Origin of the sequence: Actinoplanes sp. NPDC049118 (assembly GCF_040648555.1) — a bacterium.
Classification (GTDB): Bacteria; Actinomycetota; Actinomycetes; order Mycobacteriales; family Micromonosporaceae; genus Actinoplanes.
This window is the reverse complement of sequence record NZ_JBEZDY010000020.1, coordinates 39335-64985: the sequence shown is the minus strand read 5'-3', so window position 1 is coordinate 64985 and position 25651 is coordinate 39335. Positions and strand designations below refer to the sequence as shown.

Below are 25651 nucleotides of genomic sequence, written 5' to 3'. Positions count from 1 at the left end.
TACGTGCACCGCCTGCGTTGTCTGCGCCGCCTGGAGCTGCCGTGGATACGCCGGCGCCGCTGAGCGCTGCCGCGGATATCGCCTGCGCTGACTGCGCCGCTGGGTGCTGCTGTGGATATCGCCTGCACCGCCTGCGTTGCCTGCCCGCCGCGGCGGCCGCGCGCCCGGTTGGGGGTGCGCGGCCGCCGGTCGGGGTGGGGGATCAGGTGCTCAGGAAGCTGCGGACCTGTGACAGCACCGTGGTGTCGGTGAGGTAGCCGAGGTGGGTCTCGCACAGCACCGCGTTGTTTGTCGCGCCGCTGAGGACCGTGCTGGTGTACGGGATGATGATGCCGTCGCAGGCCGAGTACCAGGTGGCGTAGCGGGTCGCGCCGGGGGTTTCGTCGCCGGCGCTGAGGGTGTTGATGAAGGACGAGCCGGGGTACATCTGCTGGCAGGTGATGTAGATCAGGCAGGCGCCCGCGTACGTGGTGCCGTGGTTGGCGCCGGCCAGCGAGGCCAGGTGGTTGACGTACTGCGCGCCGCCGAGTTGCTTGAGGTACCAGAGGCTGACCAGTCCGCCCATCGAGTGGTTCACGATGTCGACCTTGGCGGCGCCGGTGCGGCTGCGTACCTGGCTGACGAAGGTGGCCAGGCCGCGGGCGTTTGTCACGTTGTCGCCGTAGGAGTTGTACTCGTAGGCGTACAGCTCGCTGCTGCTGTAGCCCGCCGCCCGGAACACGCTCTGTGCGGTGGCCCAGTTCGAGGCGCTGCCGGTGTAGCCGTGCACGAAGACGACCGGGGTGCGGGCGGCCGCGGCGGCGGGTGCGGCGGGCGCGACCGCGATCGCGGCCACGACGGCGAGCAGGAGTGCGAACATCCGGCGCAAGGGGACCTCCAGGGGGCATCGATGGTCTTCGCAGCCTGCGGCGGTAACTTTTTTGACACATCGGTGAAATCACCGGCCTTGCGCGGGTGGGTGATCGAGCCGGAGACTTGGCCGCATGGTAATTGCACCAATAGTGCAAGAAACCCTCGATGACGGTGCCTGCCGCGATCTGCTGGCCGAGCGCCTTCCCGGCCTGCCCGAGGAGCTGGTCACCGCCGTGATCCGGCTCGCGGGCGGCGACCCCGACGTCCTCATCGAGCTCGCCGGGATGCTCACGCCGGGCCAGATCCGCGGCAGCGTGGCGCCGCCGTGCACCCTTCCGCCGGCCAGCCGGCTGGGGCGCTCCTGCCGTGCCGCCGTGGCCGGGCTTCCCGGCCCGGCGCGCCGGGCCCTGCTGCTCGCCGCGGCGGACCCGGACCTGACCGCCGGCGAACTGCTGGCCGCGACCGGCGCGGAGGACCTCGTCGCCGCCGAGCAGGCGTGCCTGGTCACGGTCACCCCGACCGAGGTGCAGTTTCTGCCGGCCGTGCTGCGCGCGGTCGTCTACTTCGACGCGCCGCACGCGCGGCGCCGGGCCGCGCACCTGGACCTCGCCGACCTGCTGGACGGGCGCGGCGAACGGCTGCGCGCCCTGGTGCATCGCGCCGCCGCGGCGGCCGGCAGCGACGACGGCCTCGCCCGCGAGCTGTTCGCGGCGGCCGCCGGCGGGACCGCTCGTACGGCGTCGGCCGCTTACCGGTACGCCGCAGAGCTGACCACCGTGGCGGAGTTCGCCGCGGAGGCGCTCGCCGCCGCGGCCCGGCAGGCCTGGCTGGCGGGGGAGCGGCAGCAGGCCCGGCTGCTGCTGCGCCGGGCCGGGCGCAGCCCGCAGGCGCCGGCACACGCGCACGCCCGCGGCCTCGCCGGCGAGATGGACCTCCGCGAGGGCGACGCCGCGACCGCCCGGGACACCCTGCTGGACGCGGCGGCGGACCTGGCGTCACGGGACCGTCCCGCGGCGCTCGAGGCGCTGTTGCTGGCCGGCGAGGCGGTGCACCTGGCCGGCGGGCAGAACCGCTTCTGCCGGCTGGCCCGGCACATCCTCGGCCTGCGCCGCGGCGGGGATCCGACCCCGGTGGCGCAGGCCTGTCACCAGGTCGCCGGCCTCGTCGCCATGTACGACGGCGACCACGACGCAGCCTTCGCGTACCTGCGCGAGGTGCTGCGCACGGCGCCGCTCGTCGCGGACCCCGTCGCGTTGGTCCGGGCCGCCAACGCCGCGGTGCTGCTCGGCGACGGGCCCGCCGCCCGCGTGCTCGCCGCGCGGGCGGTGGACCTGGCCCGCGACCGCGGCGCGGTGACGCTGGTGCCGCAGGGCCTGGAGGTGGCGGCCTTCGCCGGGCTGGCCGCCGGGCACCACGACGTCGCAACGGCCGCGGCGACCGAGGGCGCGGCGCTGGCGCGGGCCACCGGACAGCCCGGCCTGGCGCAGAGCCACCTCGGCATCCTGGCCGTGCTGGCGGCGCTGGTCGGCGACCGGGACACGGCCATGCTGCGGATCCGGGCCGCCGGCGTCTACGACAGCGCCGGGGGGTCGGGGCAGGCGCGCGCCTTCTGCGAATGGGCCCTGGCCCTGCTCGACCTGGTCGAGGGGCGGCCGCGGGCCGCCCTGCACCGGCTGGACACGATCTTCGTCGGCCCCACCGGCCGCGGCAACCTGGTCGTGCAGGTGGCGGCCACCCCGCACCTGATCGAGGCCTACTGGCGCTGCGACCCGCCGCCGAGCACCCCGCCGGCGGCGCGCAGGACGGTCCTCGACGGCGCCTTCGAGCCGTTCGACCGCTGGGCCGCCGGGACGGGCCAGCCCTGCTGGCTGGCGCTGCGCGCCCGCTGCCGGGCCCTGCGCGCGACGGATCCGCACGCCGCGGAGGCGCACTTCGAGGAGGCGCTGCGGGAGCACCGGCGCGGCGACGCCGACTTCGCCCGCGCGCACACCGAGCTGCTCTTCGGCCGCGACCTGCGCCGCCGGCGCCGGCCGGGTGCCGCCCGCGAGCACCTGCGCCGGGCCGAGGAGACGTTCCGGCTGCTGGACGCCGGGCCGTGGGCGGCGCAGGCCGACGTCGAGCTGCGTGCCGCCGGTGCGCCGGTGCCGCCCCGGCCGGTGGCCGCGGCCCGGGGGCTGACCGCCCAGCAGGAGCGGATCGCCCGGTTGGTGGCCGACGGTGCCACCAACCGGGAGGTGGCCGAGCAGCTGTTCCTCAGCCCGCGGACGATCGACCACCACCTGCGCAACGTCTTCGCCCGGCTCGGCGTGCGCTCGCGCACCGAGCTGGCCCGCCGCCTGGGCTGAGCGTCACACCCGCGCGAAGGCCATGCCGCGGGCCAGCGCGCCGATGTCGGCCTGATCCGTGAAGAGCCCGTCCAGGCCGGTCCTCAGGAAGGTGACCTGCTCGTCGATGGCCCGGCCGTACGCGTTCGGGTCGGTACCGACGCGGTAGTCGGCCGGCAGGAACTGGTTCTCCGCCCGGAACGTGTACGGCATGACCTTGAGCCCGGCCGAGTGCGCGTGGCCGACCAGGCCGGTCGGCGTGCCCAGGGTGCCGTCGGCCCGGCGGGGGATGACCTGGCTCTTCTCGGGGCCGATGCCGTCGGCGTAGCGGGACAGCCGCCGGAGCCCGGCCGGCGTCAGGTACTCGGCGTAGCTCGTCGGGTCCTCGAAGGGCCCGCCCGCGGTGGCGGTCAGGAACACCAGCGGCGCGCGCAGCCGGTGGTCGTCGCGCAGGCTTCTCAGATTCCCGGCCTCGAAGGACTGCACGAACACGGGCGCGTCCGCCCGGTCCAGGCCGGCCCGGCGCAGGGCGCGCACCAGCGGCGTCTCCAGGTCCAGCCCGAGGCGGCGGAAGTACGTCGGGTGCTTGGTCTCCGGGTAGACGCCGATCTCCCGGCCCAGCTCCTTCGACAGCCGCTTGCGCAGGTCGAGGACCTCGCGGAGGGTCGGCACCCGGAAGAGCCCGTTGTAGAGGGTGTTGTGCTGGCGCACCTGAGGGATGCGCTCGGTCGCCCGCAGCGTCCTGAGCTCGGCCAGGGTGAAGTCGTGGGTGAACCAGCCGGTCACCGTCACGCCGTCGAGCACGACGGTGCGCCGGCGCGACGCGAACTCCGGCCGTGACGCGACGTCGGTGGTGCCGCCGATCTCCGGCTCGTGCCGGGCGACCAGGACGTGGTCCTTCGTCGCGACCAGGTCGGGCTCGATGAAGTCGGCGCCCAGCCGGGCGGCCAGTTCGTACGAGGCGAGGGTGTGCTCGGGCCGGTAGCCGGAGGCGCCCCGGTGCCCGATGACCAGCGCGGGCCGCCCGTCGCGGTCCCGCGGTGCGGTGGCGAGCGCGGGCGCGGCGCCCCCGAGCACGGCCGGTACGCCGGCGGCCAGCGCGCCGAAGCGCAGCACCTGTCGGCGGTCTGCCACGGTTTCCTCCACGGGATCCGCCGGCGACCGTCGCCGGACCTCCCGCGGCCGATTCCAGGCGATCTCCTCGACGGCGAGGCGACTTCGCCGTGTCGGTCAGGCGAACGCCGCTGATCGAATTCGGCGGCGAGTGTACCGATGCGGCCTGGTGGGAATGCCTATCGAGGTCGCCCGGACGGAACGGGCCACTGACCATTCATCCCTTGAGGTCGATCGGGGGTCGGCTTAGGGTGGTGGTCCGAACGCTCACAGTGAAAGGCCTTTGTGGAGCCGCCATGGGATTTCTCGAGCGTCGCACCGACCGGAATCGGCAGGCCGCGGACGGCGTGACCCGGCCGCCCCGGCCGGACGACCGGTACGGACCCAAGCCCGGCCCGCTCTCCGGCGGCTCCAACGAGCCGATCTACGACGCGGTGCCGCCCCGCCGGGCCCAGGGGAGCCCGGAGCCACCCGTGCCCACCCGGACCGACCTGACGGTGCTGCTCGGCCGCACCGTGCTCGAGGCGCGGGTGCAGCAGATCTGCCAGGAGTACGGCCTCATCCCGCGCTCGGGCGCCGCGGTCGGCTCGGGGCTCTCCCGCTCCTACCTGGCCCGCGCCGCCGGGGTGGAGATCGCCGCCGACACCCACGGCGTGATCACCACGGTCTTCCTGCACTTCCACGGCGACGACGGCTTCACGTCGTACTCCGGTGAGATACCCGGCGGCGCCGGCAGCGTGCCCCGCCGGGCGCACCTGTGGGCGATGCTGGGCCGCCCCGACGAGCAGGGCCTTCCGTACCGCGACCGTTTCCTGGGCGACTACGGCCCGTGGGACCGGTGGGTGCTCGCCGGCTTCGTGCTGCACGCCCAGTTCGCCGTGGACTCCGAGAAGCTGGACCGGGTCACCCTGACCCTTCCCGAGCGCGTGCCGCGCGCCGCCTGACGGCGGTCAGAGCCGCAGCCGGGGCCAGTCCAGCAGGTCCGAGCCGAGGTCGCGCACGCAGGCCAGCAGGCCGAGCCGGGCGGCGCGCAGCGCCGGTTCGTCCGCCATCACGAACACGTCGGAGAAGAAGCCGTGCACCGGCCCGGTGATCCGGCCCGCCGCCGCCGTGAAGCCCGCCAGGTCGGTACCCGGGTCCAGCTCCGCGCGCACGGCCTGCACGGCCTCGTGCAGGATGACCTCGGCCGGCTCCTTGAGCAGCGCCGGGTCGTAGGCGGCCGCCGTGCCGTCCGGAACGATGCGGCGGGCACGCTGGATCGCCTCGGCGAGCGCCAGGAACCCCGGATCCGCGATGAGCCGGCCGAGCTGGGCCAGGAGCAGGTCCGCGAACGACGGGCGGCCGGCGTGCGGCAGCACCGCGCGGACCCGGTCGACCGGGTGGCCCTCCTCGACCAGCACCTGCTCGAGGCGCCCGGCCAGGAAGTCGCCCGCGTCGGCCAGCATCTCGGGCGTCACCTCGACCGGCTGCAGCGCCGCCGCGGCCGCCAGGGCCCCGGTGAGGCTGATGCCGGACAGCTCCGGGTGCGCCCGGTGCACGGCCAGCAGGCCCAGCACCGCCCGGCGTACGGCGAAGGGGTCGCCGCTGCCGGTCGGCAGGCCGACCGTCGCGGACAGGCCGGCCACCAGGTCGAGCCGGTCGGCGAGCGACAGCAGCGCGCCCGGCACGCCCGCCGGCAGGTCGTCCCCGGCGTGGCGGGGCAGCTCGGCCTCGTAGACGGCCTGCGCCACCGCCGGGGTCTCGCCGGCGTTGAGCGCGTAGTCGCGGGCCATCACGCCGGCCAGGCTGGTCATCTCCGTGACCAGCTGTGCGCCCAGGTCGAACTTCACCAGGGCGGCGGCCCGGCGCAGCGTCGGCGACGGCTCGTCCGCCAGCGTCGTGGCGAGCGCGGCGATCCGGTCCGCGCGGTCCGCCATCGAGCCGAGCCTGTCGGTGAAGGTGAGCCGCCGCAGCCGCTCGCGCATCTCCGCCGGAGGGGTCTCGCGGTCGGCGCGGTAGAAGAACGCCGCGTCCTCGTACCGGGCCCGCAGCACCGCCTCGTTGCCGGCCCGGACCAGCTCCACGTCGACCTGGCCGTTCGCGACCGTGACGAACATCGGCAGCAGGGCGCCGTCGGCGTCGCGAACCGCCAGGTAGCGCTGGTGCTTGCGCATCACCGTGGTCAGCACGGCCGCGGGCAGCTCGAGGTAGCGCTCGTCGAAGGTGCCGAGCAGCGGCGTCGGCTGCTCCACCAGGTAGGTGATCTGGTCGATCAGTGCGCTCTCGCCCGCGACGTCGATCCGGCCGGTGTCCCAGACCAGGTCCTGCGCGCCGGTCACGATCAGCTCGCGGCGGTCGTCCGCGTCCGCGACGACGCCGTTGATCGCCAGCGTCTCCATGAAGGTCTCCGCGGAGGCGACGCTGACCCGCGGCTGCGCGGCGGTGCGAAGCACCCGGGTCTCCCGGCCGGCGAGCAGGGCCGACACGGCCACCGGCACGATCTCGTCACCCCAGAGCGCGACGAGCCAGCGGATCGGCCGGGTGAAGGACAGGCCCGGGTCGTTCCAGCGCATGTTCTTCGCCGAGCGCAGGCCGCCGGCGACCTTCGCGAGCACCTCGCCGAGCACGGCCGGTGCCGCGCGTCCCGCCTCGTGCCGCTCCACGACCAGATGCGGTACGCCGTTGAAGTCGGCCGTCCGCAATGACTCCACCGCCACGCCCTGTGAGCGCGCGAATCCCGCGACCGCCTGCTGCGGCGCGCCGGCCTTCGGGCCCTTCACCGTACGGACGTGGTCGACCTCGCGCGCCGCGACGTCGCCGACGACGGCGATCAGGCGCCGCGGGGTGGCGTGCACGCGGACGTCGCCGTGCGCGAGCCGGGTGCCGCCGAGTCGCTCGGTGAGCTCGCGCAGCAGCTGGGCGCGGGCGGCGCGGGCCTCGCCGGGCGGCATCTCCTCGGTGCCGACCTCGAAGACGAGCATCCTCGGCGCGGTGCCCTGCGGCGCGCTTTCGAACCCGGCCGCCGGCGCCGGCGGGGCGACCACGCCGAGCGGATGGCCCAGCTCCTCGCGGCGGGCCTGCCACAGCTTGGCGACGTCGCCGGCGAGGCGGCGCATCCGGGCGAACTCGGCGGCGCGGTCGGCGGTGGAGACGGCGCCGCGTGAGTCGAGGACGTTGAAGGCCTGCGAGCATTTGAGTACGTAGGTGTGCGCGGGTACGGGCAGGCCGGCGTCGATGAGTCGCTGTGCCTCGGCGGCGTAGATCTCGAGCAGTTGCCGATTCGCGGGCACGTCGGCGTCGTCGAGGTAGTAGCGCGACATCTCGTACTCCGACTGGCCGAAGACCTCGCCGTAGCTGACGCCCTTCGCGTACTCGATGTCCTTGAAATGGGTGACGCCCTGCAGCGCCATGATGATCCGCTCGATGCCGTAGGTGATCTCGACCGAGGGCGGGTCGAGGTTCAGGCCGCCGGCCTGCTGGAAGTAGGTGAACTGGGTGATCTCGAGGCCGTCGAGCCAGACCTCCCAGCCGAGTCCCCAGGCACCCATCGCCGGCGCGGCCCAGTTGTCCTCGACGAAGCGGACGTCGTGCGCGGCGACGTCGATGCCGAGCGCGGTGAGGCTGCCCAGGTAGAGCTCCTGCGGGTTGCCGGGGTCCGGCTTGAGGATGACCTGGAGCTGGGTGTGCGTCTGCAGCCGGTTCGGGTTCTCTCCGTAGCGGGAGTCGTCGGGGCGCACCGACGGCTCGACGTAGACGACCCGCCACGGCTCCGGCCCGAGCACCCGCAGGAACGTCGCGGGGTTCAGGGTGCCGGCGCCGACCTCGGTGTTCATCGGCTGGACGACCAGGCAACCCTGATCGGTCCAGTACGCGGTGAGCCGGGCGAGCGCGTCCTGCGTGGTGAGCATGGAGTCACAGTCTAGTGAGACGGCACTTGCGACACTCCACACGTGATGAACATCGAGCGCGCGTACGACGCGGTCGCGCGCGCCTACGACGAACGGCTGCGGGACGAGCTCTCGCACAAGCCACTCGACCGGGCCCTGCTGACGGCGCTGCTCGAGCTCGCCGGGGCGGGAACGGTCGCTGACGTCGGCTGCGGGCCGGGGCACGTCACCCGGTTCCTCGCCGGCCGGCACCCCGACGTCCTCGGCGTCGACCTGTCGCCCGGCATGATCGAGATAGCCCGGGAGCGGTCACCGGGCCTGCCGTTCGCGGTCGCGGGAATGTTGTCGCTGCCCGCCGGCGACGGCGAGTGGGCGGGCGCCGTCGCGCTCTACTCGATCATCCACCTGAGCCCGGCGGAGCGGCTCGCGGCGTTCCGCGAGCTGGCCCGCTCGATCCGCCCGGGCGGCTGGCTGCTGGTCTCGTTCCACGTCGACGCCGCCGGCGTCGCGGCCGGCGAGAGCACCCATCTGACCACCTGGTTCGGGTCGGAGGTCGACGTGGACGTGTACTTCCTCGACCCCGAGGTGGTCGGCCGTGACCTGGCCGCGGCCGGGTTCTCGGTGCGGTCGACCCTGATCAGGGAGCCGATCGCGGATGCCGAGTTCCCCAGCCGGCGGGCCTACCTGATGGCCTGCGCCGCCTCACAGCACCCAGTCGGGTGACCGTTCGGCCAGCCGCCGGTGGACCATGGCCACCCCCGGATCGGTGCGGCCGTCGACCCGGGTGGCCAGGTAGAGGGTGTTCAGCGGCTGCACCTGCGGCTGATGCAGCAGCTCCACCGAGCCGGCCGCGAGCGCCGGGTCCGCCACGTAGCGGGGCAGGACCGACACGCCGGCGCCGGCGACCACGGCGGCCAGCATGGCGCGGAGGTCGGGGACGGTGACCGAGACCGGGTTGGGCGGGCGCCGGCCGAACTCGCTGCGCCAGTACCGGCGGATGATGGGCAGCTCCTCCGCGTACGCGACCAGCGGCAGGTGCGCCAGCGCCCGCAGCGGCTCCACGGCCAGCCGGCCGGGGTCCACCGTCCGGGCCAGCCCGGGCGGGCCCACCAGGACGAACTCCTCGTCGGCGAAGGCGGTGGCCGCCACGTTCGGCAGCCGCGGCCGCACCGCGGACACCACCACGTCGACGCGGCCGGCGGCGAGCACCGCGAGCAGCTCCTCCGCGAGCCCCAGCGTGATCCTCAGGCCGAGCCCCGCGGCCGCGAGCGGGGCGATCACGGGCATCACCCGCATGGCCATGAGGTCCGCCGGGCCGGCCAGGCGCACCGTGCCGTAGCCGGCCGGCCCCGCCGCGGTGGCGTCGAGCACCTGCTGGAGTTCGTCGATGTGGGTGCCGATCCGCCGGACGAGGTCGAGGGCGCGCTCCGTGGGGACCACGCCCCGCCGGGAGCGGTCGAACAGGCGCTCGCCGAGCTGCCGCTCCAGGCGCGCCAGGTGTCCGCTGACCGCGGCCTGCGACAGCCCGCGCCGCTGCGCCGCGGCGGTGATCGACCCGTTCCGGTAGATCTCCAGGAAGGTCGAGAGCAGGTCGAGGTCAGGCATGCAAGCCCCCCTCCATAAGAATTGTGATGGCATGAATCGGGCTGAGGGTGGAATTCCGAGGATCACAGGGTTGCATGGAGCGGACGGCAAAGATCACGCGACAGCAGGAGAGAGAAGGTTCGCCATGACGAAGGTCCTGATGGTCATCACCGGCGCGGACAGCCTGACGCTGGCCGACGGCACGGCACACCCCACCGGTTACTGGGCCGAGGAGGTCGTGGAGTCGCACCGGACGCTGCGGGAGGCGGGCATCGAGGTGGACATCGCCACCCCGGGCGGGGTGCGGCCCACGGTGGACCCGATCAGCCTGGACGAGCGCGGTGGCGTGCCGCAGGCCGACGGCGAGCGGTTCCGCGCGTACCTGGACGCCATCGCCGACCGGTTGGCCGAGCCGCTGGTCCTGGCCGACGTCGCGGCCGCCGACTACGACGGCGTCTTCCTCCCGGGAGGGCACGGCCCGATGCAGGACCTGGCCCAGGACGCGGACCTCGGCCGGCTGCTCGCCGACACGGACCGCTCCGGCCGGATCGTCGCGGCGTTGTGCCACGGCCCCGCCGGGCTGCTCAGCGCGGGCGGTGACGCCGGCTTCGCCTTCACCGGCCGCAGGCTGACCGCCTTCACCGACGAGGAGGAGCGGCAGGGCGGCCTCCAGGACGCGTCGCCGTACCTGGTGGAGAGCCGGCTGCGGGAGCTCGGCGCCGTCATCGAGGCCGGCCCGGCGTGGTCGAGCACGGTCGTCGTGGACCGCAACCTCATCACCGGGCAGAACCCGCAGTCCAGCACCGAAACCGCGCGGCAGGTCGTCAAGGCACTGTCGGCGGCCTGATCGAGGCACCCCGCCAGGGCCGGGGTCAGGAGACGGTCCGGACCCCACCGCCCTCGCGCTTGGCGCTGTACATGGCCGCGTCGGCGCCCCGCATCATGGCCGTGATGTCGCTCGCGTGCGCGGGGAGCAGCGCGACGCCGATGCTCGCGCCGACCCGGATCTCGCCGCCATCGATGTGGTACGTCTCACACAGCCGCGTGTGGATCCGCTCGGCGATCGCGGTCGCCGCGCGCAGGTCGGGGTTGCCGGCCAGCAGGATCGCGAACTCGTCGCCGCCGAGGCGGGCCACGATGTCGCGGTCGCGCACCTCGGCCTGCAAGCGCCGGCCGACCGACTGCAGCAGGGCGTCGCCGGCGTGGTGCCCGACGGTGTCGTTGACCCGCTTGAAGCCGTCCAGGTCGAGCAGGAGCAGGGCGAGGCTGCCGGTGCTCGCCAGGGCGGCCTCGACCTCCTGCTCCGCGCGCTCCAGCAGGTGCGAGCGGTTCGGCAGCCCGGTCAGCCCGTCGTGATAGGCCTGCCGGGTCAGCTCCGCGACGTGCTGCCGCTCGGCCTGGCGCAGCCGGGCGCTGTCGACGATCAGCGTGCCCTCCATCGCCACCTGCTGGGCGAGGCTGCGGTCGCGGCCGGTCCAGTGCCGGGTGGTGCCGGAGTCGCCGCACATGACCACGCCGACCGGGCCGGAGGCGGACATCAGCGGTATCGCGATGAACGAGCTCAGCTGCAGCGTCTCGGCGAATCCACCCGGCCTGACCTCGGCCCGGGTGACGTCCCCGACCAGCAGCGGGCCGTTGAGCAGCTGCATCGCCTGCCACGCGGGCGAGTCCGCGGCCAGCTTGCCGATCAGGCTGCCGGCGATCTCGGCACTCATCTGTTCGGTCAGGCCCACGCCGGCGGCGTAGCGGATCCGGCCGTCGGGCCCGATCAGGTGCAGGGCGGCCCGCTCGGTCCGGAACGCCTCGCCGGTGGCCTTGGCCAGCAGCCGGCCGGCGTCCTCGACGCTGGTCGCGGAGGTGCCCTCCTCGAAGAGCCGGCGGATCGTGCCGTTGGCGTGTGTCACGTACTGGTGGTGCCGCTCGGCGGCGAGGACCTGCAGCGTCGAGGCGAGCTGCAGGGCGATCATGCTGGACACGTTCGGCCGCAGCTCGGCCATGGCGCTGCCCGTGAGCACGAGCACGCCGAGGGTCTGGCCGCCGATGCGCAGCCGGATGGCCATGCGTTCGCCGTGCTGAACCGGCGGCGCGGCCGCCGAGGCCCGGAACACGCGCCCGGCGACGTTGACGTCGTCGGCCGCGGCGTCGGCGTACTTGGCCTCGAGCAGCAGCCGGCCGTCGTCGGGCTCGAGGGCGAATACGGACGCGGAGCGCATGCCGCAGGGGCCGGCGAGCCGGCCGGCGATGATCGAGAGTACGTGCGCGACCGAGGGGATGTCCCTGGTCATCGCCTCGATGAGGTCAAGGTGCAACTGGGCCTGATCGTCCAGGACGATCGACGCCAGGCCCGTCGCCGCGGCACCCATGGTTAGCACTTCGTTGCCCACAGTCACGACAGGTGGATCGGCAGTGGTGCGACGCGCTTGAGGATCCCGGTGGTGACGTGACACGGGACCCGACGGATTACCGTGCAGCGATCGGGTGCAGCGGGCCCGCCGGAGCGAAGGGGAGTGCGGGTATGAGGGTGTGTGTGGTCGGAACTGGTTACGTAGGTCTCACCACCGGTGTCAGCCTGGCCTTTCTCGGTCACGACGTCATCTGCGTGGACCTCGACCAGGCGAAGGTCGACCTGCTCTCGGGCGGCCGGTCGCCGATCTACGAGCCGCACATGGAGGCCCTGCTCGGCGATTCCGCCGAACGGATGACCTTCACCACCGACTACAGCACGGCCGTGCCCGGCGCAGACGTGGTCTTCATCGCCGTGCAGACCCCCTCGCTGCCCGACGGCAATCCGGACCTGAAGTACCTGCGGTCGGCCGCGGAGAGTGTCGGCCGTCACATCGACGGCGAGTTCACCGTCGTGATCAACAAGTCGACCGTGCCGATCGGCAGCAGCAACTGGGTCGACTCGATCCTGCGCGAGTCGTTCGAGCGCACCCACGAGCGGCGCAGCAACGGCGAGTTCTCGGTCGCCTCCAACCCGGAGTTCCTGCGCCAGGGCGCGGCGATCCAGGACACCCTCTACCCGGACCGGATCGTCGTCGGCTCGGACAACCCGCGCAGCCTCGACGTGCTCAACCGCCTCTACCGCACCATCCTCAACCAGACGTTCACGCCGCCCACGTACCTGCCGCGGCCGGCCGGGCTCGGCGCGGTGCCGATGGTCTCCACCGACCTCGCCTCGGCCGAGCTGATCAAGTACGCCGCCAACGCCTTCCTGGCCCTGAAGATCAGCTTCGCGAACGAGATCGGTCAGCTGGCCGGCCGGGTCGGCGCGGACATCTCCCAGGTCACCCGCGGCATCGGCTTGGACACCCGGATCGGGCCCCGCTTCCTGCAGCCCGGCATCGGCTGGGGCGGCTCGTGCTTCGGCAAGGACACCGCCGCCCTGATCGCCACCAGCGCCGAGTACCACCACGACATGCCGATCGTCTCCGCCGCCCGCGAGGTCAACAAGCTGCAGCGCCGACTGGTGGTCGACCGGCTGCTGGGCGAGTTGCGCATCCTCAAGGGGCGCCGGATCGGCCTGCTCGGGCTCGCGTTCAAGCCCGAGACCGACGACATGCGCGACGCGCCGGCGCTGGACATCGCCCGCATGCTGATCGAGCGTGGGGCGCGGGTGCGCCTGCACGACCCGGTCGCCGCCGAGCGCCTCCGCCGTGAGCAGCCGGACCTGGTGGCGTACCTGGCCGACGACGTCGAGGAGGTCTTCGACGACAGCGACGCGGTGGTGCTGGTCACCGAGTGGGCGCAGTATCTGGACCTGGACTGGGCGAAGCTGGCGCCGCTGATGCGCACGCCGGTGATCCTCGACGGCCGGCACTGCCTCGACCCCGAGCGCCTCGTCAAGCTCGGCTACCGCTACCTGTCGGTCTCGGGCCGCTGATCCGCACCCGGGGCGGCCGCCCCGCGGCGCGGCCGGTCAGGGCAGGGCGGCGCGCCAGGCGCGGACCAGGTCCGCGTCCACCGGCGCGTCCCAGCGGCCCTGCGGGCGCACCGCGCTGCCGGTGTGGAACGCGTCCACCCCGGCCGCCAGCAGCGGGCCGAGGTGGTGGCGGCGCAGCCCGCCGCCGGCGAGGATCCGCGGCGAAAGGCCCGCCTCCGGCGCCAGGGTCGCCAGGCCCTCGGCGACGGTCGTCGGGCCGCCGGCGGTGAGCACGAAATCCAGGCCGGGCAGCCCCTGGAGGGCCACCCGGGCGGCCGCGCGGTCCGCGGCGTGGTCCAGGGCCCGGTGGAAGGTCCACCGGCAGCCCTCGATCGCGCCCAGCACGGCCTTGACCGCCACCAGGTCGACGGCGGCCCGCGCGTCGAGGAACCCCAGGACGAACTCGTCGGCACCGGCGGCGCGCAGTGCGCCCGCGGCGTCGATCAACGCGTCCGCGTCGCTCAGCCCGTACCCGTCCTCGGCGCGCAGCATGACGCGGACGCCGATGTCGACCGCCTCCCGGACCGAGACGAAGGTCGCGAGGTCCGGGGTGAGGCCCTGCCGGCCCATGTCGGCGACCAGCTCGACCCGGTCGGCGCCGCCGTCGCGTGCGGCGAGTGCATCGACGGCGTTCAACGCGATGACTTCCAAGATCGATTCTGGCACCGCGGCATCGTCGCACATCCCGCTGTGTGCGATGCCCGTTCGTATGGGCGTCCATGGTGGAAAGTGTCGGAGCATCGAGGTTCTTCGCTCGAAACCTTGACGTCATCTGAGCAATCTTGTTGAACTGTGTTTACTCCTGGGCGGCACCCCACCGGCGCTTCATGTGATCTTCGTCCAACATGGAGCGCCGATCGGTGCTGCCCGCGTTCTTTCCCACCGAGAGGACTTCGCGCATGATCGCACCCTGGACACCGGGGCGGCGGGCCATCACGGTGGCCGCCGTCACTCTTCTCGCCGTCGGCACCGCCGGGGCATCGGGCGCCGCGCCGGTTGCCGGGCCGGCCTGGCACAAGGGCATCCCTCCGATCGCGACGCCGTGGACCGCCGAGGTCGGCCCCGGCAACGCCCTGCCCGAATATCCCCGGCCCCAGCTGGTGCGCAGCCGCTGGCTGAACCTCAACGGCGTCTGGGAGTTCGCCAAGGCCGCCGTCGACGAGGCGCCGCCCGTCGGCCGGGAACTCGGCGAACGGGTCCTCGTGCCGTACCCGATCGAGTCCGCGCTCTCCGGGATCCAGCGCCACGAGGACCGGATGTTCTACCGGCGCACCTTCACCGTGCCGGCCGGCTGGAACGTCGGCCGGGGCCAGCGGCTGGTGCTGCACTTCGGCGCGGTCGACTACGACGCGAAGGTGTGGGTCAACGGCACGCAGGTCGCGACCCATCGGGGTGGCTACGACGGCTTCGACATCGATGTCACGGACGCGCTCGCCGGCCAGGGCCCGCAGGAGCTGATCGTCTGGGCCGAGGACCTCACCGACGCCACCGGCCAGCCCATCGGCAAGCAGCGCCGGGTCTCCGACCGCGGCATCTTCTACCAGGGCAGCTCCGGCATCTGGCGCACGGTCTGGATGGAGCCCGTCGCGGCCTCCAGCATCTCTTCGCTGGCGACGACCCCGGACCTGGCGGCCTCCGAGCTGAAGATCAAGGTCAACGCCGTCCGCGGCGACGGCCTGACGGTCAAGGCCGTCGCGCGCAGCAACGGCAGGGCGGTCGGCACGGTCACCGGGGCCGCCGGTACGGATCTCAGGCTCCCGGTACCCGCCGCCCGGCTCTGGTCGCCGGACTCGCCGTTCCTGTACGACCTCGACGTCACGCTGCTCAGCGGCGGGAAGGCCGTCGACACCGTGCGGTCGTACTTCGGCATGCGGGAGATCGGCACGACCAAGGGCGCCGACGGCAAGCTGCGCATCGCGCTCAACGGCAGGATCCTGTTCAACATGGCCACCCTGGACCAGGGATTCTGGCCCGACGGCCTGAACACCGCGCCCACCGACGCGGGCCTGCGGTTCGACCTGCGGCAGCACAAGGAGATGGGCTTCAACGCGGTGCGCAAGCACATCAAGGTGGAGCCGGACCGCTGGTACTACTGGGCCGACCGGCTGGGCCTGCTGGTCTGGCAGGACATGCCGGCCGCGAACACCGGGCCGATTCCCGAGCCGTGGCGCGGCCAGTTCGAGGCAGAGCTGCACGAGATGGTCCGCGAGCACCAGAGCTGGACCTCGATCGTCGCCTGGGTGCCCTTCAACGAGGGCTGGGGCGAGTGGGACCGCGCCGCCACCGGCCGCATCGCCGACGAGGTGAAGGCGCAGGACCCGAGCCGGCTCGTCAACGCGCACAGCGGCGTGAACTGCTGCAACTCCCACGGCGACTCCGGCAGGGGCGACGTCGTCGACTTCCACCAGTACCTCGGCCCGGCCTCACCGGCGCCGGACGCCAACCGGGTGTCCATCGACGGCGAGCACGGCGGCTTCGGCCTGAAGACGTCCAACCACATGTGGTTCGGCGACGGGCACGCGTACGAGATGGAGCCGGACTCGGCGACGCTGACCCGTAGGTACGTGGAGAACCAGCGCGCCGTCATCACCGCCGCCGCGTCGTGCGGCATCAGCGCGGCGATCTACACCCAGATCACCGACGTCGAGGGCGAGCTCAACGGCTTCTGGACCTACGACCGGCAGGTGGCCAAGATGGACCTCAAGCAGGTGCGGGCCGTCAACCGGGAGATCATCGCCAAGGCCGACGGCACCGCGGGCAACGTGCCGCAGCCGCCGCCGGGCACGCCGGGGCTCACCGGGATCGCGTTCTACCCGCTGGACGGCACGGCCGAGGACGCCGCGGGCGACCACGACGCCACCGCGGTCGGCGGCCCGGCGTACGTCGCCGGGAAGTCGGGCCAGGGCATCGAGCTCGACGGCTCCACCCAGTACCTGGACGCCGGCGCGCCGGTGCTGGACACGGCCACCGACTACACCGCCTCCGCGTGGGTCAAGCTCGATCGCGCGGACGGCGCGTTCCAGACGGTCGTGAGCCAGGACGGGCCGTCCAACAGCGACTTCTTCCTGCAGTACTCGGGTGCCGACCAGCGCTTCGCGATGAGTTTCGCCGGAGTCCGGGCGCTGGCGCCGGGCAAGCCGGAGACAGGCCGCTGGTACCACCTGACCGGGGTGCGCGACAGCGTGCTGGGTGAACTGCGGGTCTACGTCGACGGGGAACTCGCCGGGCGGACCGGTGCCTGCCTGCCGCAGGCGGCGCCGACCGGCAACACGGTGATCGGCCGCGGGAAGTACGGCGGCAACCCGGTCGACTACCTGGACGGCACGGTCGACCAGGTCCACCTCTACGACCGGGCCCTGTCCGCGGCGGAGATCAGGGAACTTCACGACTCCGGCCGCTGACCCGGCCCGGATCCGCGGCGGGACCCGGGCGACCCGGGCCCGCCGCGGCGTGCCAGAAGCCGGGTGCGAAAAGTTTCGAAGCCGTTACGTATTGATGTCATGGGAGCGCTCCCATAGGCTGGCCTGACGCGGGAGGTCAGCGACACCGATCGATCCCCGCGCGGAAGTTCGTTCCCCTCGGCCGCGCCTGCCCCGGGCGCTGCCATGTCTTCCAGGAGCGCTTGCGCATGAGTCCACGTCCCCACACCGTGACGCGCGGCCTGACCGCCGCCGCCGCGATCACCCTCCTCACCGGCGCCGGCATCGCCGTCGCGGCGCAACAGGCCAGTGCCGCCGCGGGTTGTCGCGTCACATACTCGGTCAACCAGTGGAGCACCGGGTTCACCGGCAACGTCTCCGTCACCAATCTCGGCGACCCGATCTCCGGCGGCTGGAACCTGGCCTGGGACTTCGCCGGCAACCAGCGGATCACCCAGGGCTGGAGCGCCACCATCTCCCAGTCCGGCCAGCACGTCACCGCGGTGAACCCGTCCTGGGCGAGCAGCCTGGCCACCAACGCGACGGCGACGTTCGGCTTCAACGCCGACTACTCCGGCACCAACGCGGCGCCGGCGACGTTCTCGCTCAACGGCGTGGCCTGCACCGGCACCGCCCCGACGACGCCGCCCACCACCCCGCCGACGACCCCGCCGACGACCCCGCCCACCACCCCGCCCACCACCCCGCCCACGACGCCGCCGACCTCGCCGCCGACCGGCACCAGGGCCGACAACCCGTACGCGGGTGCCCGGGGCTACGTGAACCCGGAGTGGAAGGCCAAGGCCGAGGCCGAGCCCGGCGGCAGCCGGGTCTCCAGCAACCCGACGGCCGTCTGGCTGGACCGGATCGCGGCCATCGAGGGCACGACGGGCAGCAGCTCCAACGGCAGCATGGGCCTCGAGGACCACCTGGACGCCGCGCTCGCACAGGGCGCCGGCTACATCCAGTTCGTCATCTACAACCTGCCCGGCCGCGACTGCTCGGCGCTGGCCTCCAACGGTGAGCTGGGCGTGAACGACCTGCCCCGCTACAAGAGCGAGTACATCGACCCGATCGCGGCGATCCAGTCCCGCGCGAAGTACGCGGGCCTGCGCATCATCAACGTGATCGAGATCGACTCGCTGCCGAACCTGATCACCAACACCAACGTCGCGACCTGCGCCACGATGAAGTCCAACGGCGGGTACGTCCAGGGTGTCGGCTACGCGCTGAACAAGCTCGGCGCGATCGGCAACGTCTACAACTACGTCGACGCCGCGCACCACGGCTGGATCGGCTGGGACACCAACTTCGGCCCGACCGCGGACATCATGCTGCAGGCCGCGCAGGCGTCCGGCAACGTGCGCAACGTGCACGGCTTCATCACCAACACGGCGAACTACTCCGCGCTGACCGAGCCGTACTTCACCATCAACTCGTCGGTGAACGGCACCTCGGTGCGGCAGTCCAAGTGGGTCGACTGGAACTTCTACGTCGACGAGCTGTCCTTCGCGCAGGCGTTCCGCAGCAAGCTGGTCTCGGTCGGCTTCGACTCCGGCATCGGCATGCTGATCGACACCTCCCGCAACGGCTGGGGCGGTGCCAACCGGCCCACCGCGGCGAGCACGTCGACCGACGTCAACACGTTCGTCAACCAGTCGCGCATCGACCGCCGGATCCACGCCGGCAACTGGTGCAACCAGGACGGCGCCGGCCTCGGCGAACGTCCCCGGTCGGCACCGGCGACGGGCATCGACGCCTACGTCTGGGTCAAGCCCCCGGGCGAGTCGGACGGCTCCAGCACCCTCATCCCGAACAACGAGGGCAAGGGCTTCGACCGGATGTGCGACCCGACCTACACCGGCAACGAGCGCAACGGCAACAGCGCGACCGGAGCACTGTCCGGCGCCCCGATCTCGGGAGCCTGGTTCTCGGCGCAGTTCCGCCAGCTCATGGCGAACGCGTACCCGCCCCTTTCCTGATCCACTCCCGACGCGAGCGGCCCGGTTCTCCCACGACCGGGCCGCTCGCCCCTTTGCGGCTACCGTGTTGCGATGACGACGGACAGGTGGGCGAGCTGGCTGCTGCGCCGCCGCGACGGCGGCTCGGCGGAGCTTCGCGAGCGGTTCGCCGCTGAGCTGATCGCCATCCGGGACGGCGTGCTCGACCGCGCCGCGATCGCCCGGGGCGACGTGGTCCTCGACGTCGGCACGGGCACGGGACTGATCGGCCTCGGCGCCCTCGACCTCGTCGGCCGGGCCGGGCGCGTGGTGTTCAGCGACGTCTCGGCCGAGTTGCTCGAGGAGTGCCGCCGGCTCGCCGACCCGGAACGCAGCGCCTTCGTCGTGGCGGCGGCGGACGACCTGGCGGGAATCGCGGACGTGTCGATGGACGTCGTCACGACCCGGTCGGTGTTGATCTACGTGACCCGCAAGCGGGAGGCCTTCGCCGAGCTGTTCCGGGTGCTCCGTCCCGGCGGCCGGTTGTCGATCTTCGAGCCGATCAACGGTTTCACCGTACGGGCGGGAGCCGGCGACCTGTTCGGGCTGGACCTCACCGGCGTGGCCGACCTCGCCGCGAAGGTGCGTGCCCGGTACGCGGCGAGTGCCCCGGACGGCGACCCGATGCTCGACTTCGACGAGCGTGACCTGCTCCGGTGGGCCCGGGAGGCCGGGTTCACCCGGGTGTCGCTCGACTACCGGGCGGAGATCGACGTGCCGGGCCCGCCCGTCATGGACTGGGCGGCGCTGAAGCGGACGGCCCCGAACCCGCTGGTGCCCACGTACGCCGAGGCGATCGAGGCGGCGTTGACCCCCGCGGAGCGCGAGCGCCTGGACGCACACGTGGAGAGCCTGGCCGGTACTCCGACCCGGCACACGATGGCGACGGCGTACCTCAGCGCGGTTCGCCCCTGAACCGCACCCGTTCTGCTACCGCCCGCCCGGCGGACGCACATGATCGCCTGGCACAATGGTGATGCACGCTCACTATGAAGGGGCATCACGATGTCGGATGACGATTCCCGGTTCCGGGGAGCCCTCGACCGCATACTCGAACTCGTCGTGCTGCTCAACGACGACATGACGCAGAGCCTCGCCAAGGAGGGCCTCACCGTCTCCCGGGCGACCCTGCTCTGGACGCTCATGCAGCGCGGCCCCTGCACCCAGCGGGTCCTCGCCGACGACCTCGGCGTCAGCGCCCGCACGGTCACCGGCCTGGTCGACGGCCTGGTCGCCACCGGGTTCGTCGTCCGGGAGCCGCACCCCAGCGATCGGCGGGCCACCCTGGTCACCTTCACCGAGCGGGGCGCCGCCGCCATCCGGGCGCAGGAGCGGGCGCAGGGCGAGTTCGGGCGGCAGCTGTTCGCCGAGATGCCGCGGGAGCGGTTCGACGGGTTCGTGGCCGGGCTCACCGACGTCCTCGCCACCCTGCACGGGCTCGGCCTCACCCACCGGCCGACGGTGACGTCATGAGCAGAGGGAGCGCAATGACCGTCAAGCAGGCGCTGGCCTTCGCCTGGCGCTACGAGCTGGCCCTCTGGGCCGCGCTGTTCCGCTGGATCGCCCGGCGGCCCTACCCGGTCGAGCCCGGCACCGCCGATTTCCACTACGCCGGCACCGTCACGCCGCTCTTCGGCGTCTTCATCGGGCTGTCCGCGGTCGAGATCCCGATCCTGCACCTGATCCTGCCGTGGCAGACCGCGCGCACGATCTCGTTGATCATCGGGTTCTACGGGCTCGTCTGGATGATCGGCCTGCTGGCCACCCTGCGGCTCTACCCGCATCTGGTCGCGCCGGGCGCGCTGGTCATCCGCAACAGCACCACCCTGCGGGTCGAGGTGCCGTGGGACGCCGTCGCCAGCGTCCAGGTGCGCCGCCGCTCCATGCCGCCCGGCGGCGGCGTGCAGGTCGAGGAGGCCGGCGACGCCCGCATCCTCTCGTTCGGCGTCGGCAGCCAGACCAGCATCGACGTCGTGCTGAGCCGGCCGTTGACCGTCGAACACAAGAAGACCGGCGGGGAGCCGGTGACGCAGATCAGATTCCACGCCGACGACCCCGACGCACTGGTCGCCGCCGCCCGGCAGCGACTGGTCCCGTCCATGACCTGACGCCGCGTTCGGTAGGCTGCCGCCACTGAGCATCGGGGGTGTGGTCATCGAGCCGTGGCGGACGCGATGGGCGACGGCCGGGGCGACGACGACGCGACGGCCGCGGTGATCCGGGTCGGGACGGGAGTGACCGATGGGTGAGATCCGCCTGCGGCCGGTGCGCGACGACGATCTCGACGCGCTCTACGAGCAGATGCGCGACCCGGAGGCCGTCATGATGGCCGCCTTCACCGCCGAGGATCCGGACGACCGGGTGGCGTTCGACGCGCACTTCGTGCGGTTGCGGACCTCGCCGGACATCATGCTGCGGGCGATCACCGTCGACGACGAGCTCGTCGGGACGATCGCGAGCTTCGTCGTCGGTGGCGACACCGAGATCACGTACTGGCTGGACCGGGCCTGGTGGGGCCGCGGCGTCGCCACCCGCGCGGTCGAGTTGCTGCTCGACATCGTGCCGGTCCGGCCGATCATCGCGCGCGCGGCCAGCGACAACGCCGGCTCCCTCGCGGTGCTCCGCAAGGCCGGCTTCCGCCCGGAGGGCATCGAGGTCGCCTACTCGACGGCCCGCGGCAAGGAGATCGAGGAGACGGTGCTGCGCCTCGACGGGCCGTGATCGCCGGCGGGTGACCGGGAGACGCCGGCGACCCGCCGCATCGGCGGGTCACCGGCATCCGGCCCCTCGGGAATGTCTGTGCCGGAGAGGGTCAGCCCTTCTTGAAGAAGCGGTAGACGGCCCGGTACGGCACCGACGTCGTCTGGCCCGCCGCGCAGGCCGTGGCCGGGGCGACACCGCCGACCGTCGCCAGCCGCTGGATGTACGTGACGTCCCCGAAGACGCCGGGGCCGCGCGTCCTGGCGCCGGTGACCAGCAGCTGCGGGATGCTGTTCGGGGTGGCCGACGGCGCCGACTTCGGCGCGGTGCCCTCGATCAGCGAGCCGTCCTCGTCGGACTCCCAGGTCGGGCCGCGGAAGTGCAGGGCCGAGACCGGACGCACCGGGCTCAGCGTGATGCCGGCCAGCGTGGCGGCCGGCTCGATCAGGGTCCACTTGGCGTCCGTGCAGCCGTAGACCTGGACGCCCTTCGCCCGGAAGACGGAGGTCAGGGTGTTTCCGGCGGGCGGAACGAGCTCGGGTGGCACGGGGGTCGCTCCGCCGAGGAAGCGGTCCGCCGCGCTTGCCGGGGAGACGGGTGCGGGTCTGTCATCCGCGAACGAGATGCCGGAGGAGATGCCGACGAGCGCCAGCGCGGCTACGCCGACGCCGGCCGAGATACGGACAGTCCTGGTCACCAAGGATCCTCCACAGTAGGGCTGGCGTTACGCCCGACTTACCCTAGGGCTACCGTCCGCTACGTTCTCTTAACTGCGTCCTAAGTCTTCCGCAGGTTTTTGTGGAGGAAGATCGACCGTGACCGGCGGGCCGCCCCCGGGCGGGGGCGGCCCCGCGGTCAGGCGGCCGGATAGAAGCCGGTCGGTGCCGGGCCGGGCTCGGCGTCGCGGTTGCGCATCCGCAGGCGCAGCAGCAGGCCGACGCCGACGAAGACGAGCACGCCGCCCACGATCAGGCCCGGCCCGAGCAGGCTCGGCGTGCCGCTGCTGCCGGCGGCCGGCACGGAGGCCAGGTCGTCGTCGGACTCCTCCGGCTGCGGCGCCGGCTGGTCGTCCGCCGACTCCTCGGGCTCCGCGGAGGACTCGCTGGGCGAGGGTTCCGGCGACGGGGAGAGGGTCGGTTCGGCCTCGTCCTCCCGGCCGGCGATGCGGCTGCTGGCCGTCGACTCCTGCAGCAGCGTCTGCCGGGCGTTGAAGGCCTGCGCCTGGAAGACCACCTCACCCGCGGCGGCGTCGTCGTCGAACGCGATCTGGTAGCGCGCCGTCACCGTGCGGCCGCGGCAGAGCTGACCCGGATCGAGCCGCACGTCGGTGATCCGGGCGGTGTCGGCGCCGCCGTTCTCCACCCGTACCGGGAAGTCGCGGCCGTCCTCGACCCGGGCGACCTCGATCTCGTCCAGGTCCGGGCCGTCCACCTGGAGGATCAGGGACCAGCGGACCTTCTGGCAGCGATTCAGCTCGGAGGAGGCGACCACGGTCACCGTGCGTGCCTGTTCGCCCGCGGTGAAGGTGGCGGGCGCCTCGGTGACGGCCACCGCGAAGCCGGGCTCGACGGCGGAGGCCGGGCCCGGCAGGGCCAGCGTCGCGGCGGCCACGGCCAGAACGGTGGACAGCAGAGCGGTGCGATGCCGCACAGCAATCATCTCCTTACGCAGAGGCGTCAAAAACGCACGCACGTAAGGTAGTTCGGTGCTGCCGCGCGAAAGGTTCAGCCCGGCTCGAGAGATCACCCGGGATAACACTTATTTTTCCCTTACGACCTGGTTACCGATTGGTATCTCCGCAGCTCAGTGCCTTTATCATCTGGGGCGGCTGCGCGGCGGCCCAAGATTCGCCGGAAAGTTCTTCCCGAATGTTCATCCGAACCCGGGCCACGCACGTAGATGAGGAGGGCAGGAGACCGGCGACAACGCACCGTGAGGAAAGGTAGATGGCCGGTAGATCAGCCTGACAGTAACGAGCGCGGGGCATCCCCCACGGATGCCGGCGTCCCGACCGCCCAGGACGGACGCCACGCCGCTGCGGAGAACGAGGAGTTATGGCCCGGACGAAGACGAACCAGCGATCCGCCAGTCGTGTGGATGTCCCGATGAGCGCCACCGGTGGCCGGACACCGCCGTCGAAGATCACCTTCGCGGTACTCGGCGTCTCCATCATCGCGGCAATCTGGGCCGCTGCGATGCTGACCCCCGCGGGCAAGAAGGGCTACGTCTACTTCTTCTCGTACTGCCTGTACTACATGGGTGTCGTCAGCCTCGTGTCGCTCTCGATCACGATCATGCTGGGACTGGTCGCCACCGACCGGCTGGTCCTGTCGATCCGGCAGCGGGTGCTGCTGCAGTCCGCGCACCGCACCACCGGCGTCATCGCGGTCGCGTCGCTCTTCGTGCACGTCTGGACGAAGGTCGCCATGAACCTCGTCGGCGTGATCGACGTCTTCATCCCGTTCCTGCTGCCGTACAACGGGCTCTTCATCGGCTTCGGCAGCGTCTCCGCGTACGTGATGGTGCTGGTCATGTGGACCGGTCTCGCCCGGTCGCGGTTCATCGGCAAGGGCAAGCCCTGGATGTGGCGCGGTATCCACGCCATCTCGTACCTGATGTGGCCGCTCGCCCTGATGCACGGCCTCAACGCCGGCCGCCCCGCCGCCACCTGGGTCACCGTCAGCTACGTCGTCTGCGTGCTGGGTGTGCTCGTCGGCCTCGCCGTGCGGCTGTCGGTCAGCCTCAACCGCAGGAAGGACTTCGCGTCACAGGCGGGCACCGGCACCGGAAAGATCCAGCCCGTCGGCAAGCTCGTGCCGACCAGCACGCCGAGCATCAAGAGCCGCGGCAAGAGCCGCCGCGACGACGCGGTCGCCCCGGCGGCGGTCGAGGCCTGGACGCCGGCGGCCGGCGCCGGCCCCCGCGCCTCGGGCGCCCCGGCGCTCAGCGAGCTGGCCGCGAAGTCGGTCAGCGCCGCACCGCCCGGCCCCGCGCCGCAGGCCGAGCGCCGGCCCCGCCGCGGCGTCGACGACGACGAGCGGGCCCGCCGCCGCCGCGACTACGACGACGCACCCACCCAGCGGTGGGAGTTCGAGGAAGACGACATGCCGGCGCCGCGCTCGCGCCGCTACGCCGACGACGAGGCCCCGGCGCCGCGCCAGCGCCGGGCCGCGGAGCCCGAGCGCTTCGACGAGCCCACCCGGGCGATGTCGCGCCGCGCCGTCGAGGACGGCCCGCGCGGCTACGCCGAGGACGACGACATGCCCGCGCCGCGGGGGCGCCGCCGGGCCGACGAGGACTACGTCGACGAGCGCCCGCCGGCCCGGTCCCGGCGCTACGCCGGCACCGAGTTCGAGCAGGAGCCGGCGCCGATCTCCCGCGGCCGGCGCTACGCCGACGAGGACGAGGCGCCGGCGCCGCGCGGCCGCCGCGTCGCCGAGGAGGACGCGGCGCGCCCCCGCCGCTACGCCGACGGCGACGACATCCCGGCGCCGCGGCAACGCCGCTACCCCGACGAGGAGCGGTACGAGGAGGCGCCGCCGAGGCGCCGGTCCGCCCGCTACGCGGACGACGAGCCGCCGAGGCCGTCCCGCTCTTCGCGATACTCCGAAGATGCGGAGACTGCGCCCCGGGCCCGGCGCGACCGGGGCGCTCAAATCGACAGCGCCGACCCGGACTACCTGGAAGCCGACGAGACGCCGACCCTGGTCGACATGGCGTCGCGGCGGGCACGCAGAGCGACACAGCTGGAACCCGCCCGTACGGCGAGCCGGGGGGCTCGCCGAGGCGGTAAGGGCGGGGATGAATCGGCTGACGACCAGTACTGGCGTCAGCTGCGAGGGGAAGCACAGTGAGTGAGCGCACCGTAAGG

20 protein-coding genes are annotated in these 25651 nt (G+C 72.8%); 12 read left to right on the top strand and 8 right to left on the bottom strand.

Going from position 1 to position 25651, the window contains the following annotated elements; all coding sequences use genetic code 11:
* Positions 1–202 precede the first annotated feature (202 nt).
* Positions 203–859: an alpha/beta fold hydrolase gene (locus AB0B58_RS28705; RefSeq protein ID WP_360229821.1), complete on the bottom strand. Its 657-nt coding sequence runs from the start codon at positions 857–859 to the stop codon at positions 203–205.
* 142 nt (positions 860–1001) lie between these two features.
* On the opposite strand from AB0B58_RS28705, the gene AB0B58_RS28700 reads away from it, so the two are divergent.
* Positions 1002–3197, top strand: coding sequence for a helix-turn-helix transcriptional regulator (locus AB0B58_RS28700; RefSeq protein WP_360229819.1), 2196 nt, complete (start codon positions 1002–1004; stop codon positions 3195–3197).
* Positions 3198–3200: 3 nt separating this feature from the next.
* Here AB0B58_RS28700 and AB0B58_RS28695 read toward each other — a convergent pair whose 3' ends face one another.
* The gene (locus tag AB0B58_RS28695) at positions 3201–4310 is read right to left on the bottom strand and encodes a glycerophosphodiester phosphodiesterase (protein WP_360229817.1); all 1110 of its coding nucleotides are present in this window, start codon (positions 4308–4310) and stop codon (positions 3201–3203) included.
* A 275-nt stretch (positions 4311–4585) separates the two neighbouring features.
* Between AB0B58_RS28695 and AB0B58_RS28690 the strand changes: the two genes are divergently transcribed.
* A complete protein-coding gene (locus AB0B58_RS28690) occupies positions 4586–5233 on the top strand; it encodes a hypothetical protein (protein ID WP_360229815.1) in 648 nt (215 codons plus the stop codon).
* A gap of 6 nt (positions 5234–5239) precedes the next feature.
* On the opposite strand, the gene AB0B58_RS28685 is transcribed toward AB0B58_RS28690, so the two are convergent.
* The gene (locus AB0B58_RS28685) at positions 5240–8176 is read right to left on the bottom strand and encodes a glycine--tRNA ligase (RefSeq protein ID WP_360229813.1); all 2937 of its coding nucleotides are present in this window, start codon (positions 8174–8176) and stop codon (positions 5240–5242) included.
* A gap of 45 nt (positions 8177–8221) precedes the next feature.
* Here AB0B58_RS28685 and AB0B58_RS28680 point away from each other — a divergent pair, with 45 nt between their 5' ends.
* Positions 8222–8878, top strand: coding sequence for a class I SAM-dependent methyltransferase (locus AB0B58_RS28680; RefSeq protein ID WP_360230011.1), 657 nt, complete (start codon positions 8222–8224; stop codon positions 8876–8878).
* Here AB0B58_RS28680 and AB0B58_RS28675 read toward each other — a convergent pair.
* The gene (locus AB0B58_RS28675) at positions 8858–9760 is read right to left on the bottom strand and encodes a LysR family transcriptional regulator (protein WP_360229811.1); all 903 of its coding nucleotides are present in this window, start codon (positions 9758–9760) and stop codon (positions 8858–8860) included. The two genes, AB0B58_RS28680 and AB0B58_RS28675, sit on opposite strands and share 21 nt — an antisense overlap.
* 124 nt (positions 9761–9884) lie before the next feature.
* On the opposite strand from AB0B58_RS28675, the gene AB0B58_RS28670 reads away from it, so the two are divergent.
* Entirely contained in the window at positions 9885–10586 is a 702-nt protein-coding gene (locus AB0B58_RS28670) for a type 1 glutamine amidotransferase domain-containing protein (protein ID WP_360229809.1), read from the top strand.
* 25 nt (positions 10587–10611) lie between these two features.
* On the opposite strand, the gene AB0B58_RS28665 is transcribed toward AB0B58_RS28670, so the two are convergent.
* The gene (locus AB0B58_RS28665) at positions 10612–12102 is read right to left on the bottom strand and encodes a sensor domain-containing diguanylate cyclase (RefSeq protein WP_360229807.1); all 1491 of its coding nucleotides are present in this window, start codon (positions 12100–12102) and stop codon (positions 10612–10614) included.
* Between the two features lie 152 nt (positions 12103–12254).
* On the opposite strand from AB0B58_RS28665, the gene AB0B58_RS28660 reads away from it, so the two are divergent.
* Complete coding sequence (locus AB0B58_RS28660; protein ID WP_360229805.1) at positions 12255–13622, top strand: UDP-glucose/GDP-mannose dehydrogenase family protein; 1368 nt, start codon at positions 12255–12257, stop codon at positions 13620–13622.
* A gap of 36 nt (positions 13623–13658) precedes the next feature.
* Here the strand turns inward: AB0B58_RS28660 and AB0B58_RS28655 are convergent, their stop codons facing one another.
* Positions 13659–14327: a copper homeostasis protein CutC gene (locus AB0B58_RS28655; RefSeq protein WP_360229803.1), complete on the bottom strand. Its 669-nt coding sequence runs from the start codon at positions 14325–14327 to the stop codon at positions 13659–13661.
* Positions 14328–14560: 233 nt separating this feature from the next.
* Between AB0B58_RS28655 and AB0B58_RS28650 the strand changes: the two genes are divergently transcribed.
* From AB0B58_RS28650 to AB0B58_RS28625, 6 genes are all read left to right on the top strand, one after another.
* On the top strand, positions 14561–17062 hold the full coding sequence (locus AB0B58_RS28650; RefSeq protein ID WP_360229801.1) for a LamG-like jellyroll fold domain-containing protein: 2502 nt from the start codon (positions 14561–14563) through the stop codon (positions 17060–17062).
* A 227-nt stretch (positions 17063–17289) separates the two neighbouring features.
* Positions 17290–19062 carry a glycoside hydrolase family 6 protein gene (locus AB0B58_RS28645; protein WP_360229799.1) on the top strand — a complete coding sequence of 591 codons (1773 nt, stop codon included), beginning with the start codon at positions 17290–17292 and terminating at the stop codon, positions 19060–19062.
* Between the two features lie 72 nt (positions 19063–19134).
* The gene (locus AB0B58_RS28640; RefSeq protein ID WP_360229797.1) at positions 19135–19995 is read left to right on the top strand and encodes a methyltransferase domain-containing protein; all 861 of its coding nucleotides are present in this window, start codon (positions 19135–19137) and stop codon (positions 19993–19995) included.
* Positions 19996–20085: 90 nt separating this feature from the next.
* Positions 20086–20553: a MarR family transcriptional regulator gene (locus tag AB0B58_RS28635; RefSeq protein ID WP_360229795.1), complete on the top strand. Its 468-nt coding sequence runs from the start codon at positions 20086–20088 to the stop codon at positions 20551–20553.
* A gap of 14 nt (positions 20554–20567) precedes the next feature.
* A complete protein-coding gene (locus AB0B58_RS28630; protein ID WP_360229793.1) occupies positions 20568–21188 on the top strand; it encodes a hypothetical protein in 621 nt (206 codons plus the stop codon).
* 133 nt (positions 21189–21321) lie between these two features.
* The gene (locus AB0B58_RS28625) at positions 21322–21801 is read left to right on the top strand and encodes a GNAT family N-acetyltransferase (RefSeq protein WP_360229791.1); all 480 of its coding nucleotides are present in this window, start codon (positions 21322–21324) and stop codon (positions 21799–21801) included.
* A gap of 91 nt (positions 21802–21892) precedes the next feature.
* On the opposite strand, the gene AB0B58_RS28620 is transcribed toward AB0B58_RS28625, so the two are convergent.
* Positions 21893–22477, bottom strand: coding sequence for a DUF3455 domain-containing protein (locus AB0B58_RS28620; protein ID WP_360229789.1), 585 nt, complete (start codon positions 22475–22477; stop codon positions 21893–21895).
* A gap of 158 nt (positions 22478–22635) precedes the next feature.
* A complete protein-coding gene (locus tag AB0B58_RS28615; RefSeq protein ID WP_360229787.1) occupies positions 22636–23430 on the bottom strand; it encodes a hypothetical protein in 795 nt (264 codons plus the stop codon).
* Between the two features lie 455 nt (positions 23431–23885).
* Between AB0B58_RS28615 and AB0B58_RS28610 the strand changes: the two genes are divergently transcribed.
* A complete protein-coding gene (locus AB0B58_RS28610; RefSeq protein WP_360229785.1) occupies positions 23886–25634 on the top strand; it encodes a translation initiation factor III in 1749 nt (582 codons plus the stop codon).
* Positions 25635–25651 lie beyond the last annotated feature (17 nt).

What these genes read in the sequence shown, in the direction of transcription:
- AB0B58_RS28705 (WP_360229821.1), bottom strand. Translation starts at nt 859, where the DNA reads ATGTTCGCACTCCTGCTCGCCGTCGTGGCCGCGATCGCGGTCGCGCCC.
- AB0B58_RS28690 (WP_360229815.1), top strand. Translation starts at nt 4,586, where the DNA reads ATGGGATTTCTCGAGCGTCGCACCGACCGGAATCGGCAGGCCGCGGAC.
- AB0B58_RS28685 (WP_360229813.1), bottom strand. Translation starts at nt 8,176, where the DNA reads ATGCTCACCACGCAGGACGCGCTCGCCCGGCTCACCGCGTACTGGACC.
- AB0B58_RS28680 (WP_360230011.1), top strand. Translation starts at nt 8,222, where the DNA reads ATGAACATCGAGCGCGCGTACGACGCGGTCGCGCGCGCCTACGACGAA.
- AB0B58_RS28675 (WP_360229811.1), bottom strand. Translation starts at nt 9,760, where the DNA reads ATGCCTGACCTCGACCTGCTCTCGACCTTCCTGGAGATCTACCGGAAC.
- AB0B58_RS28670 (WP_360229809.1), top strand. Translation starts at nt 9,885, where the DNA reads ATGACGAAGGTCCTGATGGTCATCACCGGCGCGGACAGCCTGACGCTG.
- AB0B58_RS28665 (WP_360229807.1), bottom strand. Translation starts at nt 12,102, where the DNA reads ATGGGTGCCGCGGCGACGGGCCTGGCGTCGATCGTCCTGGACGATCAG.
- AB0B58_RS28660 (WP_360229805.1), top strand. Translation starts at nt 12,255, where the DNA reads ATGAGGGTGTGTGTGGTCGGAACTGGTTACGTAGGTCTCACCACCGGT.
- AB0B58_RS28650 (WP_360229801.1), top strand. Translation starts at nt 14,561, where the DNA reads ATGATCGCACCCTGGACACCGGGGCGGCGGGCCATCACGGTGGCCGCC.
- AB0B58_RS28645 (WP_360229799.1), top strand. Translation starts at nt 17,290, where the DNA reads ATGAGTCCACGTCCCCACACCGTGACGCGCGGCCTGACCGCCGCCGCC.
- AB0B58_RS28640 (WP_360229797.1), top strand. Translation starts at nt 19,135, where the DNA reads ATGACGACGGACAGGTGGGCGAGCTGGCTGCTGCGCCGCCGCGACGGC.
- AB0B58_RS28635 (WP_360229795.1), top strand. Translation starts at nt 20,086, where the DNA reads ATGTCGGATGACGATTCCCGGTTCCGGGGAGCCCTCGACCGCATACTC.
- AB0B58_RS28630 (WP_360229793.1), top strand. Translation starts at nt 20,568, where the DNA reads ATGACCGTCAAGCAGGCGCTGGCCTTCGCCTGGCGCTACGAGCTGGCC.
- AB0B58_RS28625 (WP_360229791.1), top strand. Translation starts at nt 21,322, where the DNA reads ATGGGTGAGATCCGCCTGCGGCCGGTGCGCGACGACGATCTCGACGCG.
- AB0B58_RS28610 (WP_360229785.1), top strand. Translation starts at nt 23,886, where the DNA reads ATGAGCGCCACCGGTGGCCGGACACCGCCGTCGAAGATCACCTTCGCG.